The organism is Jiangella sp. DSM 45060 (assembly GCF_900105175.1).
Lineage (GTDB): Bacteria > Actinomycetota > Actinomycetes > Jiangellales > Jiangellaceae > Jiangella.
On sequence record NZ_LT629771.1, the window covers coordinates 2,559,016 to 2,576,224 of the forward strand.

Sequence of the window (17,209 nt, forward strand, 5' to 3'; positions counted from 1 at the left end):
CGCCGGTTGAATCGAGCGCATGCCCCTGATCCGCATCGGCATCGACACCGGCGGCACGTTCACCGACGTCGTCGCCGTCGACGAGGAGACCGGCCGGCAGGCGAGCACGAAGACGCCGTCGACGCCGGCCGACCCCGCCGAGGGGTTCATGGCGGGCGTGCGCAAGATCCTCGGCCTGCTCGACGCCCGCGGCGAGGACGTCGCCGCCGTCGTGCACGGCACCACGGTCGCGACGAACCGGCTGCTGGAGGGGAAGGTCGGCGACCTCGGCTTCGTCACGACCGAGGGGTACGCGCACGTGCTGGAGATCGCCCGGCAGTCGGTGCCGGACGGCTACGGCAACAGCTACTTCTGGGTGAAGCCGCCGCGCATCGTCCCGGCCGACCTCGTCCGCACCGTCGGCGGGCGGCTGGCCTTCGACGGCAGCGAGCTGCGCCCGTTCGACGCCGACGACGCCGTCGCGGCCGCCCGGTTCTTCCGCGACCGCGGCATCACCACCATCGGCGTCTGCTTCCTGCACTCCTACGCCAACCCGGAGCACGAGCTGCGCATGCGCGACGTGCTCGCGCGGGAGCACCCGGACGCCGTCGTGTCCATCTCGGCGGAGGTGCTGCGGGAGTACCGCGAGTACGAGCGCAGCGTGACGACGCTGGTCGACGCCGCGGTGAAGCCGAGCATCGCCCGCTACGTCGGCACCATCGCGGACCGCCTCGCCGAGGTCGCCGCGGACGTCCCGTTCTACGTCATGAAGTCCAACGGCGGCGTGCTGTCGGCCGACGAGGTGGCCCGGCAGCCGATCTCGACGGTGCTGTCCGGACCGGCGGCCGGCGCGCTGGGCGCCGCGGTGGTCGCCGGTGCGGCCGGCTTCGGCAGCGTCCTCACCCTCGACGGGGGCGGCACCTCCACCGACGTCGCGGTCGTCGTCGACGGGCACCCGGCGCTGACGACGGAGGGCAGCGTCGGCGCCTACCCGAGCAAGATCCCGATGATCGACGTCGTCACCGTCGGCGCCGGCGGCGGGTCGGTCGCCTGGCTCAGCCCCGAGGGGACGCTCAAGGTCGGGCCGCGCTCGGCGGGCGCCGACCCCGGCCCGCTCTGCTACGGGGCGGGAGGCACCGAGCCGACGGTCACCGACGCGCACCTGCTGCTCGGCCGCATCCCGCCGCACCTGCTCGGCGGCGAGATCCCGCTGGACGTCGCGGCCGCCAGGGACGGCATCGCGGCGCTGGCCGCGCCGCTCGGGCTGAGCCCCGAACGCTGCGCCGAGGGGATCCTGGAGATCTCCGCGTGGAACCAGGCCAACGCGCTGCGCCAGGTCACCGTCACCCGCGGGCTGGACGTCCGCGACTTCCACCTGGTCAGCTTCGGCGGCTCCGGTTCGCTGCTGGCCTGCCGGCTGGTGGACGTGCTGGGGCTGGCCGGCGTGCTGGTGCCGCCCGACCCCGGCAACCTGTCCGCGTACGGGCTGCTCACCGTCGACGTGCGCAACGACTACGTGCGCACGGCGGTCGCCCGGCACGCCGTGCTCGACCCGGACGCCGTCGGCGCGACCTTCGCCGAGCTCGCCGCGGAGGCGGACGCCGCCTTGAAGCGCGAGGGCTTCGCCGCGGGGGAGCGGCGGTTCCTGCGCACGGCCGACCTGCGCTACTTCGGCCAGGCCTACGAGGTGCGGGTCGACGTGCCGGACGGGCCGGTGACGCCGGCGCTCGCGGACACCGTCGCCGCCGCCTTCCACGCCGCCCACCGGCGGCTCTACGGCTACGACTTCGCCGGCGACGCCCGCCAGGAGGTCGAGTGGGTGAACCTGCGGGTGACGGGGGTGGGGCCGATCGCGCGGCCGGCACTGCGCTCCGCCGGGCCCGGCCGGGGCGCGGCGCCGCGCACCACGCGCCGCGTCGACTTCGGCGCCGGCTGGGTCGACGCCCCGATCCACGACCGCGCGGCGCTGGGCGCCGGCGACACCGTCACCGGGCCGGCCGTCGTCGAGGAGTTCGGCTCCACCGTCCCGGTCCACCCCGGGTTCCGCGCCGTCGTCGACGCGCACGCGAACCTGCTGATCACCCGGGAGTACGTCCCGTGAGCGCCGACCCGATCCTGGTCGAGATCGTCGAGGGCTACCTGACGTCGGTCGAGAAGGAGGTCGAAACCGCCATCGGGCGCACCTCGCGCTCGCCGATGATCCGCGACGCGCACGACTACCGCGCCGGCATCCACGACCGGCGGCTGCGCAAGCTGACCGGCCGCTCGTACTCGGCGCTGGTGCACCCGGTGGTCCGCGACTACCCGATCGAGACCATGCGGCCGGGCGACGTGTTCTTCCACAACGACGTGTACCTCTCCGAGGGCGGCATCGGACACCTGCCGGACCTCTGCGTCACGGCCCCGGTCTTCCATGACGGCGACGTGGTCGCGTTCGTGCAGGCGTTCGGCCACCACGACGACATCGGCGGCACCGTCCCGGGCTCGATGCCGTCGCACGCCACGAGCGTGTTCGAGGAGGGCCTCATGGTCCCGCCGATCAGGCTGTGGGACCAGGGCGTGCCGAACGAGGCGGCGCTGAAGATCATGACCCGCAACTCGCGGATGCCCGAGTCGCTGGCCGCCGACCTCGACGCCGAGTGCGCCGCCTGCCTCATGGGCGCGCGGCGGCTGGCCGAGCTGTTCCAGCGCTACGGCCGGGCCGACGTCGAGGCGTGCTTCGACGCGATCCTGGACAAGACGACCGAGACGTTCCGCCGCGAGATCCTGGCCAAGATCCCGGCCGGCACGTACGTCTGGGAGGACTACGCCGAGCACGACGGCGTCGACGCGCCCCGCCTGCACGCCCAGCGCATCACGCTGACGAAGCTGCACGACCGGCTGGTCATCGACTTCACCGGCACCGGGCCGCAGGCGAAGGGCCCGATCAACCACGCGGCCGACTACGCCGACGGCGCGTTCCTGAAGAAGTGGCTGGCGCCGATCCTGCGCAACCTCGCCGACTCGCCGGAGCGGATGGCCGAACTGGAGGTCAACGAGGGCGTCGTCCCGCTGATCGAGCTGCGCTTCCCGCCGCCCGGCACGCTGCTCACGCCGGTCTTCCCGGCGCCGACGAACGCGCGGACGTTCGTCATCCTGCGGCTGCTCGGCGTGCTGGCCGGCGTGCTGGCGAAGGCGGTGGACGGGCGGATGCCGGCCGACCAGGAGACCATCCGGTACACCGGCGTCTACGGCGACGACCTGGACGGGCGGCCGTACCTCATGCGCGAGGTACTGGGCGGCGGGTCGGGTGGGCGCCACTACGCCGACGGCGAGGACACCATCCACGTCGTGCCCGACTCGCGGAACCTGCCGACCGAGTTCAGCGAGTCGCGGTTCCCGTTCGTCGTCGAGTCGCTGGGACTGGCGTTGGACTCCGGCGGGCCGGGCCGGTACCGCGGCGGACTGGGCTACGAGAAGCGGCTGCGGATGCTGCGCGACGCGCACTTCATGTCCATCGCGGACCGGTCCATCCTGTCCTGCTGGGGGTTGCGGGTGGGCGGGCCGGGCGTCCGTTCTCGGTGACGATCGACCCGGGCGGGCCGGCGGAGCGCGAGGTGGACGCGCTGGCCGACGCCGAGCCGGTGCGGGCCGGCGAGGTGATCCGCATCCGCACGACCGGCGGCGGTGGCTGGGGTGACCCTCTGGAGCGTCCGGTCGACGAGGTGCTGCGCGACGTGCGCTGGCGGAAGGTGTCGGCCGAGGGCGCGCGGGCCGACTACGGGGTCGTCCTGCTGCCCGGATCCGCGGACGACCCGGTGGCCGACGAGGCGGCGACGTCGTCGTTGCGGGCGTCGCTGCGGGCGGCGCGGACCGGCGACGAGCCGTTCTTCGACCGCGGTCCGGGCTACGCCCGGCTGGCCGGCGGGGCCACGTCCGCGGACGTCGATCACCTCTGATCGGTCAATCCGGACAAATCCGGTATTGACGACAGTGCCGTCGATCGCACATGCTCCCTTTTGTGGTGTCCGCGAGACGCTACGACATGGGTATTCATCCGGGGGGCTGAATCTTGTCGTCGACGAGCCACGTCGATCATTTCACGCATGGTCTGACCACGCCCGCGATCGGTTACGCCGTCATGGTGATGGCGGCCGTGATCGGGCTGATGTGCACCGTCCGCGCCCGCGACGCGACCGGGCACGCGAAGAGGAACTGGCTGATCACCGGGGCTGGATCGCTGGCCGCCGGGATCTGGACGCTGCACTTCATCGCAATGCTGGGATTCCGCGTTTCCGGCAGTCCGATCCGCTACAACGTATCGCTCACCTTGATCAGTTTGATCGTCGCGTTCCTCGTCGTCGGCGGGGGCGTGCTGATGGTGGGTTACGGGAAAGATCGAAATCGCGCTCTGATCTTCGGCGGACTGGGCACCGGAATCGGCGTCGCGGCGATGCATTACACCGGAATGGCGTCGGTGCGCATCGACGGAGCCCTCGCGTACCGGGCCGAGCTGGTGGTGGCGTCGCTGGCGATCGCCGTCGCTGCCGCGACCGCCGCGTTGTGGCTGGCGTTCACCGTCCGCTCGCTCTGGGGCGCCCTGGCCGCCGCGCTGGTCATGGGCATCGCGGTGAGCAGCATGCACTACACGGGCATGGCCTCGGTGTCCGCCAAGCTGGCCGCCGACCCGGGCGCGGTCGCCGGTGCGACGGCGGGGGAGTTCGTGGTGCCGCTGACGATCGGCCTGGGCGCGCTGCTGCTGGCCGGGTTCACGGTGATCGCGGTGTCGCCCGTCGAGCTGGGGGAGCCCGACGACGACGATGACGACGAGCCGCCGGCCGAGGAGAACCTGTTCGCGCCGCCCCGCCGTCCGGCGGCGCCGGAACAGCGGCCGGCCGCGGTGCCGCCGGCACCGGTGCGGCGGGCGGAGCATCCGCGGCCGCTGCCGCAGCGGCCGCAGCGGCCGGCGTCCGGCGACGACCCGCCGGTCGTTCAGAGCTGGCTGACCCGGCCGGACTCGAGGTCGTAGACGCCGGCGACGACGGTGGTGCGGCCGGCCGCGACCGCCGCGCGCACGATCGGCGACGCGTCCGACAGGGCCGCCGCCGCGCTGCGGGCCTGCGCCTCGACGCAGTCGGCGAGGTAGGCGGCGTCGTCGGCGGAGGTGGCGACGCCGCGGACGACCGGCTCGATCGCCCGCACCAGCGCCGCGATCGAGCCGTCGGGCGCCGGGCCGCCGCGCACGACGTCGACGGTGGCCTGCACGGCGCCGCACCCGGCGTGCCCGAGCACCACGACCAGCGGCACGGCGACGTGCTCGACGGCGTACTCGACGCTGCCGACGACGGCGTCGTCGAGGACCTCGCCGGCCGAGCGGACGGTGAACAGGTCGCCCAGGCCCTGATCGAACACCAGCTCCGGCGCGACCCGCGAGTCGGCGCAGCTGAGCACGCAGGCGATCGGGTGCTGCCCGTCGACCAGCGACTCGCGGTACGGCTCGTCCTCGTGCGGGTGCCGCGGCGCGCCCGTCGCGAACCGCTCGTTGCCCGCCGCGAGCGCCGCCCAGGCCGCGTCCGCGCTGGTGGGTGCCGGTTCCGGGACGGGTGACGGCGCGGCGGCTGGTGCGTCGCGCCCGGACCCGCAGCCGGCCAGGCCCGTGAGCGTCAGACCGGCGAGACCGAACAGGGCGAGGGCACCGCGCCGGGTCAGCCGGCCGTCGTCGAGCACGGTCGCTCAGCGTAGTCTGTGACGATGTCCGACACGCAGGAGTTCGCCGATGCCGGACCGCTGACCGGCTATGTCGTCGTCGACCTCACCCGGGCGCTGGCCGGGCCGCACGCCGGCATGATGCTCGGCGACCTCGGGGCGCGCGTCATCAAGGTCGAGGCGCCCGGCCACGGCGACGAGTCGCGCACCTGGGGCCCGCCGTTCCTCGGCCCCGACGACCAGCCGGTGTCGTCGTACTTCCTGTCGGCCAACCGCAACAAGGAGTCCGTCACCGCCGACCTCAAGTCGCCGGAGGGCAAGGACCTCCTCGCCCGGCTGGTCGAGCGGGCCGACGTCCTCCTCGAGAACTTCCGCACCGGCGTCCTCGACCGCCTCGGCTTCTCCGTCGAGCGGCTGCACGAGCTCAACCCGCGTCTCGTCGTGCTGTCGATCTCGGGGTTCGGGCCCGACGGTCCCGAGGCGGGCCGGGCCGGCTACGACCAGATCGCGCAGGGCGAGGCCGGCATCATGAGCATCACCGGTGAGCCCGGCCAGCCCACCAAGGTCGGCGTGCCGATCGGTGACCTCCTGGCCGGCATGTACGGCGTGTCCGGCCTGCTCGCGGCGCTGCTCGAGCGCGAGCGGACCGGCCGGGGCCGGGTCGTGCGCACGTCGCTGCTGTCGGCGCTCGTCGGCGTGCACGCGTTCCAGGGCACCCGGTGGACGGTGGCCGGCGAGGTGCCGCAGGCCATCGGCAACCACCACCCGTCCATCGCGCCGTACGGGCTGTTCAACGCCTCCGACGGCGCGCTGCAGGTCGCAGTCGGCAACGATGCGTCGTGGCGCGCCTTCGCCGCCGTCGTCGGCCTCGACCCGGCCGAGCCGCGCTTCGCCACCAATCCGTTGCGGGTGGCGCACCGCGACGAACTGGTCGCCGAGATCGAGAAGGCGTTCGCCGCCCACCCCCGCGACCACTGGCTGGCCCGGCTGGCCGACGCGGGCATCGCCAGCGGCAAGGTCCGCACCATCGACGAGGTGTACGACTGGGAGCAGATCCGCTCGCAGGGCCTGCTCATCGACGTCGAGCACCCGCTGCTGGGCACCGTCCAGCTCCCCGGCCCCGCCCTCCGCTTCGACGACGCGCCCCCGAAGCGCCACACCGCCCCGCCGCTGCTCGGCCAGCACGACGAATCCGTCCGCGCGTGGCTGGACGAGGAGTAGGAGCGCCGCCGGCGTCAGTGCTGAATGAGGCCGCCGACCGGTACGGGATCGACGTGGCCGGTGGGTGGGACGGTCCGGGCCAGCGCCAGCCCGACGTCGACCAGCGACGATCGACGCCGGGTCGCGACCTCGGGGATCGGCGTCCACACCGACTCGGGGACGTCACCGTTCGGCTCGGGCCGCGGCTCGCCGCCGGTGATGCGCACCCGGTAGAAGACGCCGACGTTCTGGTGCTCGATGCCGCCGCAGGCCTCGGCGGCGGGGGTGACCCGCGAGTCCACGCCGAGCAGCCGCTCGACCACGGCGTCGTAGCCGGTCTCCTCGGCGACCTCGCGGATCACGGCGTCGAACGGGTCCTCACCCGGCTCGACGCCGCCGCCCGGGAGCGTCCAGTGCGGCGTGGTGGCCGACGACGGCGCGTGGCGGGCGAGCAGCACACGCCCGTTCTCGAGGCACACCGCGTAGGCGGCCAGTCGGCGGCTCACCGGCCGAGGTCGCGGGAGAGGGCGGCGAGGCGGTCGAGGCGGTCGGCCAGCGGCGGGTGGCTGGCCATCATGCGGTCGAGTAGCCGGGAGAACGCGTCGGTGCCGGTGTCCTTGGTGTCCTTCGGCAGCGCGACGATCGTCATCGAGGCCATCGTCCGCAGCTCGCGCAGGTCCTTCGTCGGGATGGCCGGGCCGTCGGCCTCCAGGGCGGTGAGGGCGGCGGCCAGGGCGGCCGGCTGGCCGGTGAGCTCGGCCGCGCCACGGTCGGCGGCCAGTTCGCGGTAGCGGCCCAGCCGGGCGATGATCCCCGCCGCAGGCAGCGCCAGGATCAGCATCGGCGGCAGCAGCACCAGCCCGAGGCCGAGGAGCAGCAGGAAGGCGGCCGTCCGCGCCAGCACCAGCAGCGGCAGGACGGCCGCCGCCAGCAGGAGCGGCACGTCCGGGCGGGGCGGCGGCATCGGGAAGTCGTCGTCCTCGGTGGCCGGCTTCCACGCCCGCCCGCACCAGCGCGCCGCCCGGCAGAGCGGGACCTCCAGCGCCATGATCGGCGCCAGGACCGCCATCGGGGCCAGCGCCAGCGACGTCGAGAGCGCGAGCGCGACGGTCATGGCGGCGGCGTCGCGGTGGGCGATGTGGGCCAGCTCGTGCGCCAGCACCGCGTCCAGCCGCTCGTCGTCGGAGCGGTCCAGCAGCCCGCGGGTGACGGCGACGGTCGGCTTGCGGCCGGGCAGCCGCAGCGCGATCGCGTTCGGCCAGGCCACGTCGATGACCTTGAGCTTCGGCCGGTCCATCGCCGCCAGCGCGCACAGCCGGTCGACGGCGGCGAGGAGGCGGTGGTCGGCGGCGGGGTCGGGGTCGGCGACGGGTAGCCGGCGCGGCAGCACCGTCCCTCCCTCGATGGCGTAGACGAGGGCGCCGCCGGCCGGCGGGGCGAACAGCGCGAGCCACCACGGCCAGCCGGCCAGCCACTGGACCAGCAGCCCGAGCAGCGTCGCGTACCCGAACGCGAGCAGCAGGACCAGCAGCCAGGTCTCGGCGATGCGGACCGTCAGCCTGGTGTCCGGCGGGAAGCCGGTGCCGGTCATGGGAACCTCCGGGGTCGATCGGGGCCGTGACGGCACATCATGCCGAACCCTCCGGGGCGATTGGGCGAACGTCACCGTCGAGGCGGGGCGGGCGGGTCCGTAGGCTCGGCGCGTGCGGGTGCTGATCGCGCTGGGCGGCAACGCCATGACGGCGGCGGACGGGAGGGCGCGGCCGGGCGACCAGATCGCCGCGGTCACCGTCGCCATGGAGCCGGTCGCCGACCTCGTCGCCGCCGGCTACGACGTCGTGCTGACCCACGGCAACGGGCCGCAGGTGGGCAACCTGCTGGTCAAGAACGAGCTGGCGGCGAGCGTCGTGCCGCCGGTGCCGCTGGACTGGTGCGGCGCGCAGACCCAGGGGACCATCGGGTTCATCGTCATCGACGCGTTGGAGCGGGCGCTGGCCGCGCGCGGCGTGCGCCGCCGGGTGGCGGCCGTCGTCACGCGGACGCTGGTCGACGCCACCGACCCCGGGTTCGCGCGGCCGACCAAGCCGATCGGCCGGTACCTGCCGCGCCACGAGGCGGCGGTGCTGATCGACCACGGCGAGACCTGGGAGGATCGCGGCGAGCGCGGCTGGCGGCGGGTCGTCGCCAGCCCGGAGCCGCTGGAGGTGCTGGACGCGCCGGCCGCGGCCGCGCTGCTGGCCGCGGGGTTCGTCGTCGTGGCCAACGGGGGCGGCGGCATCCCCGTCGTCCGCGAGCCGGACGGCGCGGTGTGCGGCGTCGAGGCGGTCATCGACAAGGACCTGGGCGCCGCGCTGCTCGGCCGGGCGCTCGGCGCGGAGGCGCTGGTCATCGCCACCGACGTCGACGGCGCCGTGCTCGGCTTCGGCACCCCTGACCAGCGCCCGGTCGGCACCGTCGACGTCGCCACGCTGCGCGGCTACGCCGCAAAGGGGCACTTCGCGTCCGGGAGCATGGGGCCGAAGGTCGAGGCGGCCTGCCGATTCGTCGAGCGCGGCGGCAAGCGCGCCGTCATCACCTCGCTGGGCCGCATCGCCGACGCCGTCCGCGACCACGCCGGAACGACCGTACTGCCAGCAGACATCACACGAGAGGTGGCCGGGCATGCCTGAGCCGATCGAGGTCCGCAAAGTGCCGATCACGCACGTCAGCGACGCTTCCGGGCTCGCCGAGCTGATCGACGCCGGGGTCATGGAGGCCGACCGCGTCATCGCCGTCGTCGGGAAGACCGAGGGCAACGGCGGGGTCAACGACTACACGCGGATCATCGCCGACCGCGCCTTCCGCGAGGTGCTGGTCGGCCGCGGCACCCGCACGCCGGAGGAGGTCAAGCAGGTCCCGATCGTGTGGTCCGGCGGCACCGACGGCGTGCTCAGCCCGCACGCGACGGTGTTCGCGACGCTGCCGGCGGATTCCGCGCCGGCGACGGACGAGCCGCGGCTGAGCGTGGGGTTCGCGATGAGCGAGCCGATCCTGCCCGAGGAGATCGGCCGCCGCGGCATGATCGAGAAGGTCGCCGCCGCCGTCCGCGTCGGCATGCAGCGGGCCGGCATCACCGACCCCGCCGACGTCCACTACGTGCAGACGAAGACGCCGCTGCTGACCATCCACACCATCCGCGACGCGAAGGCCCGCGGCAAGGACGTGTGGACGGAGAACACGCACGAGTCGATGGACCTCTCCAACGGCTGCACCGGCCTCGGTGTGGCGGTCGCGCTCGGCGAGATCGCCATGCCCGGCGACGACGCCGTCCTGCACGACCGCTCGCTGTACTCGTCCGTCGCGTCCTGCTCCTCCGGCGTCGAGCTGGACCAGGCGCAGGTCGTCGTGGTGGGCAACGTGCGCGGGGTGGGCGGGCGGTACCGCATCGGGCACTCCGTCATGCGCGACGCCATCGACGCCGACGGCATCTGGGACGCCGTCCGCGACGCCGGGCTGAAGCTGCCGGACCGCCCGCACCCCGACGACCTCGACAGCCGGCTGGTCAACGTGTTCCTCAAGTGCGAGGTCAGCCAGGACGGCGTGGTGCGCGGGCGCCGCAACGCCATGCTGGACGACTCCGACGTGCACTGGCACCGCCAGATCAAGGCCGCCGTCGGCGGTGTCACGGCGTCGGTGACGGGCGACCCCGCCGCGTTCGTCTCGGTCTCCGCCGCCCACCAGGGCCCGGACGGCGGCGGCCCGGTCGCCGCGATCGTCGACCTCGGGTAGCCAGGGTGTGGCTCCCGGGTCCGTGGCCTACTGCGCGACGCCCAGGCGGCGCCTCGCTGCGTTCTCGTCAGTCGTCATAGAACCCCGCTATGACTCCTTCCTCGGCCTTGCGAGGCATCCACCTGGACGCCGCTCGCTACGGCCGAGACCCGGGAGCCACACCCTGCCGGTAGGCTCGGCGACCATGCGTGTGCTGTTCGCCGGAACCCCCGAGGTCGCCGTCCCGTCGCTGCGGGCGGTGCTGGGGTCGCGGCACGAGGTCGTGGCCGTGCTGACCCGGCCCGACGCGCCGGCGGGGCGGGGTCGGCGGCTGACGCCGTCGCCGGTGGCGGAGGTGGCCGCGGAGGCCGGCGTCGAGGTGCTGAAGCCGGTGAGGCCGCGCGACCCCGAGTTCCTCGACCGGCTGGGCGAGCTGGCGCCCGACTGCGCGCCGATCGTCGCGTACGGCGGGCTCATCCCGCCCGCGGCGCTGGAGGTGCCCAAGCACGGCTGGGTGAACCTGCACTTCTCGCTGCTGCCGGCGTGGCGGGGCGCGGCGCCGGTGCAGCACGCGGTGCTGGCCGGCGACGACATCACCGGCGCGTGCACGTTCCAGCTCGAGGAGGGCCTCGACACCGGCCCGGTGTATGGGCTGGTCACCGAGGAGATCCGGCCGACGGACACCAGCGGCGACCTGCTGCACCGGCTCTCGTTGTCCGGCGCCGACCTGCTGGCGCGCACGCTCGACGGCATCGAGGACGGCTCGCTGCGCCCGCAGCCGCAGCCGTCCGACGGGGTGTCGCTGGCGCCGAAGCTCACCGTCGACGACGCGCGGGTCGACTGGACGACACCGGCCCTGCGGGTCGACCGCGTGGTGCGCGGCTGCACCCCGGCGCCCGGCGCGTGGACGACGTTCCGGGGCGAGCGGCTGAAGCTGCGCCCCGTCCAGCTCGAGCGCGGCCGCGACGGCCTGGCGCCAGGCGAGGTCGTGGTCGAGAAGTCCGGCGTGCGCGTCGGCACCGGCAGCCACGCCGTGGTGCTGGGTGAGGTGCAGCCGCAGGGCAAGAAGGCGATGCCGGCGGCCGACTGGGCCCGCGGCGTCCGCCCTGAGCCGGGGGAGCGGCTCGGCGCGTGAAGGGCGACTCTCCCCGCGAGGCCGCGTTCGAGGTCCTGCGCGCCGTCGCCGCCGACGACGCCTACGCGAACCTCGCCATGCCCGCGGCGCTGCGCCGGCACGAGCTGCGCGGCCGCGACGCCGCGCTGGCGACGGAGCTGGGATACGGCGCGCTGCGCGGCCGGGGCAGCTACGACGCCGTCATCGCGGCCTGCGTGACGCGGCCGATCGAGGACCTCGACCCGCCGCTGCTCGACGCGCTGCGGCTCGGCGCCCACCAGCTGCTGGCCACCCGGGTCCCGCCGCACGCGGCGGTGTCGACCACGGTGAACCTGGTCCGGCGGCACGTCAACGAGGGCGCGGCGCGCCTGGCCAACGCGGTGCTGCGGCGCATCGGCGAGCGCGACCTCGACGGCTGGGCGGCCGAGCTGGCCCCGGCGCGCGACGCCGACCTCACCGGCTACCTGGCCTTCCGGCACGCCCACCCGGTGTGGATCGTCCGGGCCCTGCACGACGCCCTGGGCGGCGACGACGCGGAGCTGGAGGCGGCGCTGCGGGCCGACAACGAGCCGGCCGGCGTGACGCTGGCGGCGCGGCCCGGGCGCGGCACCGTCGAGGAACTGGTCGAGGCCGGCGCGCGGCCCACCCGCTGGTCGCCCTACGGCGCCGTCGTCGAGTCCGGGTCGCCGGCCCGGCTGGCCGCCGTCCGCGAGGGCCGCGCCGGTGTGCAGGACGAGGGCAGCCAGCTGGTCGCGCTCGCGCTGGCCGCCGCGCCCGTCGAGCCGCCGGACGAGCGCTGGCTGGACCTGTGCGCGGGGCCCGGCGGGAAGGCCGCCCTGCTGGCCGGGCTGCTGACGCGGACCGGTGGCCGGCTGCTCGCCGTCGAGCAGCACGAGCACCGCGCCCGGCTGGTCGCGCAGGCGCTGGCCGGCGACCTCGGCGAGCACGAGGTGCTGGTCGCCGACGCCACCCAGCCGAACTGGCCCGAGGCCGACTTCGACCGCGTCCTGCTCGACGCGCCGTGCACCGGGCTGGGCGCGCTGCGGCGCCGGCCCGAGGCGCGCTGGCGGCGCCGTCCCGCCGACGTCGCCGGGCTGCGCCGGCTGCAGGCGGCCCTGCTGCGATCGGCGCTGTGGTCGGTGCGCCCCGGCGGGCTGGTCGCGTACGTCACCTGCTCGCCGCACCTGGCCGAGACGGTCACGGTGGTCGACGACGTCGTGGCCGGCCGGTCCGACGTCGAGCGGGTCGACGCGCGGCCCTACCTCCCCGGCGTCCCCGATCTCGGCGACGGCCCCGATGTCCAGCTGTGGCCGCACCGGCACGGCACCGACGCGATGTACCTGGCGCTGCTGCGCCGGACGGAGTGACATGACCTACCGCTACGACCTCGCCGGCGACGACGACGCGGCGGCCATCGCGGCCGTGCACACGCTGAGCTGGCGCTCGGCCTACCGCGGGCACGTGCCCGACGCGTTCCTCGACGGTGACCTCGCCGGCGGCCACCTCGCCGGCTGGACGCAGCGCTTCGCCGACCGCACCGGCACCCTGACGGTGGTCGCGCGCGATGCCGGCGGCGACGTCGTCGGGTTCGCGCACACCATGCTCGACCACGACCCCGAGCTCGGCAGCCTCGTCGACAACCTGCACGTCCGGCCGGACCTCAAGCGCCACGGCATCGGGCGGCGCCTGCTGGCCGAGACCGCCGCCCGGCTCCAGGACGCAGGCGCGCCGGACCGGCTGTACCTGGACGTCATCGAGGCGAACGAGCCGGCCCGGAACTTCTACGTCGCCGTGGGCGGCAAGGAGGCCGGCCGCGGCACCGAGAGCTTCGGCGAGCACGAGGTGCCGGTCCTGGTGTTCGCCTGGACGTCGCTGGACGCGCTCGCGGAGCCGGCCCGGTGACCGCGCCGCGCGACGAGCCGCTGCGCTGGCCGGTCACGGCGTCGGCGCACCGGTTCGAGGGCCGGGTCATCGCGGTGCGCAGCGACACCGTCCGCTCGCCGGTCGACGGCAGCGAGTTCGTCCGCGACGTCGTCGTGCACCCGGGCGCGGTCGCCGTCGTCGCCGTCGACGAGGACGGCCGCGTGCTGGTCGTCCGGCAGTACCGGCACCCCGTCGGGCTGCGGCCGGTGGAGCTGCCGGCCGGGCTGCGCGACGTCGACGGTGAGCCGCCGCACGAGGCCGCCGCCCGCGAGCTGTACGAGGAGGGGCACGTCCGGGCCGCCGACTGGCGGGTGCTGATCGACCTGCTCACCTCGCCCGGCATGACGGACGAGGCGATCCGGGTGTTCCTCGCCCGCGACGTCGAGGCGCTGCCCGACGGCGACCGGTTCGACGGCGTCGCCGAGGAGGCCGACCTCGGTGTCGCGTGGGTGCCACTGGACGAGCTCGTGGCGGCCGCGCTGGCCGGTGACGTGCAGAACGCGACGCTGGTCGCGGGCGTGCTGGCCGCGAAGGCCGCGCGCGACGGCGCCGGCTACGACGCGCTGCGCGAGGTCGGCGCGCCCTGGCCCTCGGGTGACAAGGACGGGGACAGCTCCGCCGGGTAGTCCAGCCCGAGCCGGTCCAGCTCGGCCCGCGCCAGCGCCTGGACGGCGGCGGTGTCACCCGCGCGCCACCCGGCCACCAGCCCGCCGCCGATGCGCGGCAGCCGCACCGTCGCCAGCGCCCGCGCCGACAGCAGGTCGTCGCGGTCGGGGAAGGCCAGGACGGCCCGGGCGTCGGACGCGGCGCGGTACCAGAGCACCCGCGGGCGCACCCACACGTACGCCGCCGCGGCCAGCGCCAGCACGATCACCACCAGCCCGATCACGTCGCCGGCCCGTTCGATCGAGGCCGCCGTGCTGGCGCCGGACGCGCTCATCCGGCCCGCGGCGTCGGCCGCCCGCCGCAGCGACTCGGACAGCGCGTCTCCGGCCAGCGGGACCCGGGCGATGGAGTCGGCGGTGTCGGCCAGCGCGTCGGCCAGCGCCCCGGCGGTGGTCTCGAGGAACGTGGCCGGGCGGGTCCGGGACCGGATCGAGTGCCGGACGGCCAGCCCGGCGGCGATCATCCCGGCACACCACAACGGGCCGAGCACGTCGGCGAGGAGCTGTCGTCTCCGCCGCTGCGGGCGGTCGGCGTAGAAGCGCATGGGAGAGGTCTACCGCAGCGGCGGAAGGACGGGGCCCGAGCCCGGAAATCCTCGCGCCAGGCGCAGGCCCGAGCGAAAATGTGGGGGTGTTCACTTGTCATGACGTGACGGGGACGGCGGCGGGAACGTCGATCTAGACTCGCCCCCGCGGTCCACACGGGGCGGCGTCCCGACAGCGTCGTCGGGAGTACGAGAGGGTGGAGCCCAGTGCTGGTCGGCATCCCAACCGAGGTCAAGAACAACGAGTACCGGGTGGCCATCACGCCGGCCGGCGTGCACGAGTTCGTCCGCAACGGCCACGACGTGCTGGTGCAGGCCGGCGCCGGGCTCGGCTCGTCGGTCCGCGACGAGGAGTACGTCGCGGCCGGTGCCCGCATCGCGCCCGACGCCGACGCGGTCTGGGCGGCGGCCGACCTGGTGCTGAAGGTCAAGGAGCCGGTCGCGGACGAGTACCACCGCATGCGCCGCGACCAGGTGCTGTTCACCTACCTGCACCTCGCGGCGTCGCTGGAGTGCACGCAGGCGCTGCTCGACTCCGGCATCACGGCGGTCGCCTACGAGACGGTCGAGACGGCCGACGGGCACCTGCCGCTGCTGGCGCCGATGAGCGAGGTCGCCGGCCGCATGGCGACGCAGGTCGGCGCGCACGTGCTGGAGCGGGCGCAAGGCGGGCGCGGGGTGCTGATCGGCGGCGTGCCGGGGGTGAAGTCGGCGAAGGTGGTCGTCATCGGCGCCGGCATGGCCGGCATGAACGCCGCCGTCATCGCCATGGGCATGCAGGCCGACGTCTGGGTGCTCGACAAGAACGTCGCCCGGCTGCGCGACGTCGAGGAGCTCTACGGCGGCAAGGCGCAGACCATCGCGTCGAACCTGTACGAGATCGAGACCGCGGTCGTCGACGCCGACCTCGTCATCGGCGCCGTGCTGGTGCCGGGCGCGAAGGCGCCGACGCTGGTCTCCGACGACCTGGTGTCGCGCATGCGGCCCGGCAGCGTGCTCGTCGACATCGCCATCGACCAGGGCGGCTGCTTCGAGAGCTCGCGGCCCACCACACACGACGACCCGACCTTCCGGGTGCACGAGTCGATCTTCTACTGTGTCGCGAACATGCCCGGCGCGGTGCCGCACACCTCGACGTACGCGCTGACGAACGTCACGCTGCCGTACGCCGTCGAACTGGCCAACCGGGGCTGGCGCGACGCCGCGCGAGCCGACGCGGTGCTGGCGAAGGGCGTGAACGTGCACGACGGCGCTATCGTCTACGAGCCGGTCGCCGAGGCGCACGGCCTGCCGTCCGTCCCGCTGGAGAAGGTCCTGCACTAGGCCGCCTCCGGTACCCGAGGAGCCGCCACCGATGGACACCGCCGAGTCCGCGCTGGAACGCGCCGTCCGCGGCTACCTCGACCACCTCGCCGTCGAGCGCGGGCTGGCTGCCAACACACTCGCCTCCTACCGCCGCGACCTGCGGCGTTACACCGAGTTTCTGCGCGACCGCGGCCGCGACGCGCCGGAGAAGGTCGAGGAGGAGGACGTCACCGCGTTCCTGCGCAGCCTGCGCGAGGGCTCGGAGTCCCGGGTCGCGCTGAGTGCGACCTCGGCGGCGCGCACCGTCGTCGCCGTCCGCGGGCTGCACCGGTTCCTGCACCGTGAAGGGCTGTCCGACGGTGACCCGGCCGGCGGCGTCCGCCCGCCGACGCCGCCGCGGCGGCTGCCCAAGGCGATCCCGCTGGCCCAGGTCGAACGGCTGCTGGAGGCGGCCTCGGCCGGCGAGGGGCCGCGGGTGCTGCGCGACCGCGCGCTGCTCGAGGTGCTCTACGGCTGCGGCGCGCGCATCTCCGAGGCGGTCGGCCTCGACCGCGACGACCTCGACGCGGAGTCCGGCACGGTGCTGCTGCGCGGCAAGGGCGGCAAGGACCGCGTCGTCCCGCTGGGCAGCTACGCCTGGGAGGCCGTCGACGCCTACCTGGTGCGGGCCCGCCCGGCGCTGGTCGGGACCGGGCGGGGGACACCGGCGCTGTTCCTCAACGCCCGCGGCGGGCGGCTGTCGCGCCAGAGCGCGTGGACGGTGCTGCGCACGGCGGCCGCGCGGGCCGGGCTGTCCACCACGGTCACCCCGCACACCTTGCGGCACTCGTTCGCGACGCACCTGCTGGAGGGCGGCGCGGACGTCAGGGTGGTGCAGGAACTGCTCGGGCACGCCTCGGTCACGACCACCCAGGTGTACACGCTGGTGACCGTCGACCAGTTGCGTGAGGTCTATGTGGCCGCCCACCCGCGCGCCCGCAGCTCGGTCGCGCCCGCGCGAGGTAGGCTCCCGTCCCAGGACGAAGCGTAGAAGGCCACTCAAACGA

15 protein-coding genes and 1 pseudogene are annotated in these 17,209 nt (G+C 74.8%); 12 read left to right on the forward strand and 4 right to left on the reverse strand.

Going from position 1 to position 17,209, the window contains the following annotated elements; translation table 11 throughout:
* The first annotated feature begins 19 nt into the window (after nt 1-19).
* The 3 genes and pseudogenes from BLU82_RS11500 (at nt 20) to BLU82_RS11510 (ending at nt 4,987) form a co-directional block, all read left to right on the forward strand.
* A complete protein-coding gene (locus BLU82_RS11500) occupies nt 20-2,080 on the forward strand; it encodes a hydantoinase/oxoprolinase family protein (protein ID WP_092619937.1) in 2,061 nt (686 codons plus the stop codon).
* A pseudogene (locus BLU82_RS11505) lies at nt 2,077-3,917 on the forward strand (hydantoinase B/oxoprolinase family protein). The gene BLU82_RS11500 and the pseudogene BLU82_RS11505 overlap by 4 nt, the downstream one beginning before the upstream one ends.
* Nucleotides 3,918-4,105: 188 nt before the next feature.
* Complete coding sequence (locus tag BLU82_RS11510; RefSeq protein WP_172885582.1) at nt 4,106-4,987, forward strand: MHYT domain-containing protein; 882 nt, start codon at nt 4,106-4,108, stop codon at nt 4,985-4,987.
* Here BLU82_RS11510 and BLU82_RS11515 read toward each other — a convergent pair.
* Nucleotides 4,951-5,685: a carbonic anhydrase gene (locus BLU82_RS11515; protein WP_197682884.1), complete on the reverse strand. Its 735-nt coding sequence runs from the start codon at nt 5,683-5,685 to the stop codon at nt 4,951-4,953. The genes BLU82_RS11510 and BLU82_RS11515 overlap by 37 nt on opposite strands.
* A 24-nt stretch (nt 5,686-5,709) precedes the next feature.
* Here BLU82_RS11515 and BLU82_RS11520 point away from each other — a divergent pair, with 24 nt between their 5' ends.
* The gene (locus tag BLU82_RS11520) at nt 5,710-6,885 is read left to right on the forward strand and encodes a CaiB/BaiF CoA-transferase family protein (protein ID WP_092619943.1); all 1,176 of its coding nucleotides are present in this window, start codon (nt 5,710-5,712) and stop codon (nt 6,883-6,885) included.
* Nucleotides 6,886-6,899: 14 nt separating this feature from the next.
* On the opposite strand, the gene BLU82_RS11525 is transcribed toward BLU82_RS11520, so the two are convergent.
* Nucleotides 6,900-7,370, reverse strand: coding sequence for an NUDIX hydrolase (locus BLU82_RS11525; protein ID WP_092619946.1), 471 nt, complete (start codon nt 7,368-7,370; stop codon nt 6,900-6,902).
* On the reverse strand, nt 7,367-8,455 hold the full coding sequence (locus tag BLU82_RS11530) for a M48 family metalloprotease (protein ID WP_172885583.1): 1,089 nt from the start codon (nt 8,453-8,455) through the stop codon (nt 7,367-7,369). The genes BLU82_RS11525 and BLU82_RS11530 overlap by 4 nt, the downstream gene beginning before the upstream one ends.
* Nucleotides 8,456-8,567: 112 nt before the next feature.
* Here BLU82_RS11530 and BLU82_RS11535 point away from each other — a divergent pair, with 112 nt between their 5' ends.
* The 6 genes from BLU82_RS11535 (at nt 8,568) to BLU82_RS11560 (ending at nt 14,274) form a co-directional block, all read left to right on the forward strand.
* Entirely contained in the window at nt 8,568-9,533 is a 966-nt protein-coding gene (locus BLU82_RS11535) for a carbamate kinase (RefSeq protein ID WP_092625717.1), read from the forward strand.
* Nucleotides 9,526-10,632 carry a ring-opening amidohydrolase gene (locus BLU82_RS11540; protein ID WP_092619952.1) on the forward strand — a complete coding sequence of 369 codons (1,107 nt, stop codon included), beginning with the start codon at nt 9,526-9,528 and terminating at the stop codon, nt 10,630-10,632. The genes BLU82_RS11535 and BLU82_RS11540 overlap by 8 nt, the downstream gene beginning before the upstream one ends.
* Nucleotides 10,633-10,816: 184 nt before the next feature.
* The gene (gene fmt / locus BLU82_RS11545) at nt 10,817-11,746 is read left to right on the forward strand and encodes a methionyl-tRNA formyltransferase (protein WP_092619955.1); all 930 of its coding nucleotides are present in this window, start codon (nt 10,817-10,819) and stop codon (nt 11,744-11,746) included.
* Nucleotides 11,743-13,092, forward strand: coding sequence for an RsmB/NOP family class I SAM-dependent RNA methyltransferase (locus BLU82_RS11550; RefSeq protein WP_231947767.1), 1,350 nt, complete (start codon nt 11,743-11,745; stop codon nt 13,090-13,092). Before fmt ends, BLU82_RS11550 begins: the two co-directional genes overlap by 4 nt.
* Before the next feature lies 1 nt (nt 13,093).
* On the forward strand, nt 13,094-13,627 hold the full coding sequence (locus BLU82_RS11555; protein ID WP_157740831.1) for an N-acetyltransferase: 534 nt from the start codon (nt 13,094-13,096) through the stop codon (nt 13,625-13,627).
* A complete protein-coding gene (locus tag BLU82_RS11560; protein ID WP_092619961.1) occupies nt 13,624-14,274 on the forward strand; it encodes an NUDIX hydrolase in 651 nt (216 codons plus the stop codon). Before BLU82_RS11555 ends, BLU82_RS11560 begins: the two co-directional genes overlap by 4 nt.
* Here the strand turns inward: BLU82_RS11560 and BLU82_RS11565 are convergent.
* Nucleotides 14,202-14,858, reverse strand: a complete 657-nt coding sequence (locus BLU82_RS11565; protein ID WP_157740833.1) for a hypothetical protein — start codon at nt 14,856-14,858, stop codon at nt 14,202-14,204. The genes BLU82_RS11560 and BLU82_RS11565 overlap by 73 nt on opposite strands.
* Before the next feature lie 207 nt (nt 14,859-15,065).
* On the opposite strand from BLU82_RS11565, the gene ald reads away from it, so the two are divergent.
* Entirely contained in the window at nt 15,066-16,181 is a 1,116-nt protein-coding gene (gene ald / locus BLU82_RS11570) for an alanine dehydrogenase (RefSeq protein WP_092619967.1), read from the forward strand.
* Nucleotides 16,182-16,212: 31 nt separating this feature from the next.
* Nucleotides 16,213-17,193 (forward strand): site-specific tyrosine recombinase XerD, encoded by a 981-nt coding sequence (gene xerD, locus BLU82_RS11575; protein ID WP_092619970.1) that lies wholly within the window; start codon nt 16,213-16,215, stop codon nt 17,191-17,193.
* Nucleotides 17,194-17,209 lie beyond the last annotated feature (16 nt).

Coding starts and splice junctions, on each gene's coding strand:
- BLU82_RS11555 (WP_157740831.1), top strand. CDS start 13,094: ATGACCTACCGCTACGACCTCGCCGGCGACGACGACGCGGCGGCCATC.
- BLU82_RS11565 (WP_157740833.1), bottom strand. CDS start 14,858: ATGCGCTTCTACGCCGACCGCCCGCAGCGGCGGAGACGACAGCTCCTC.
- BLU82_RS11510 (WP_172885582.1), top strand. CDS start 4,106: ATGGCGGCCGTGATCGGGCTGATGTGCACCGTCCGCGCCCGCGACGCG.
- xerD (WP_092619970.1), top strand. CDS start 16,213: ATGGACACCGCCGAGTCCGCGCTGGAACGCGCCGTCCGCGGCTACCTC.
- BLU82_RS11530 (WP_172885583.1), bottom strand. CDS start 8,455: ATGACCGGCACCGGCTTCCCGCCGGACACCAGGCTGACGGTCCGCATC.
- fmt (WP_092619955.1), top strand. CDS start 10,817: ATGCGTGTGCTGTTCGCCGGAACCCCCGAGGTCGCCGTCCCGTCGCTG.
- BLU82_RS11520 (WP_092619943.1), top strand. CDS start 5,710: ATGTCCGACACGCAGGAGTTCGCCGATGCCGGACCGCTGACCGGCTAT.
- BLU82_RS11500 (WP_092619937.1), top strand. CDS start 20: ATGCCCCTGATCCGCATCGGCATCGACACCGGCGGCACGTTCACCGAC.
- BLU82_RS11540 (WP_092619952.1), top strand. CDS start 9,526: ATGCCTGAGCCGATCGAGGTCCGCAAAGTGCCGATCACGCACGTCAGC.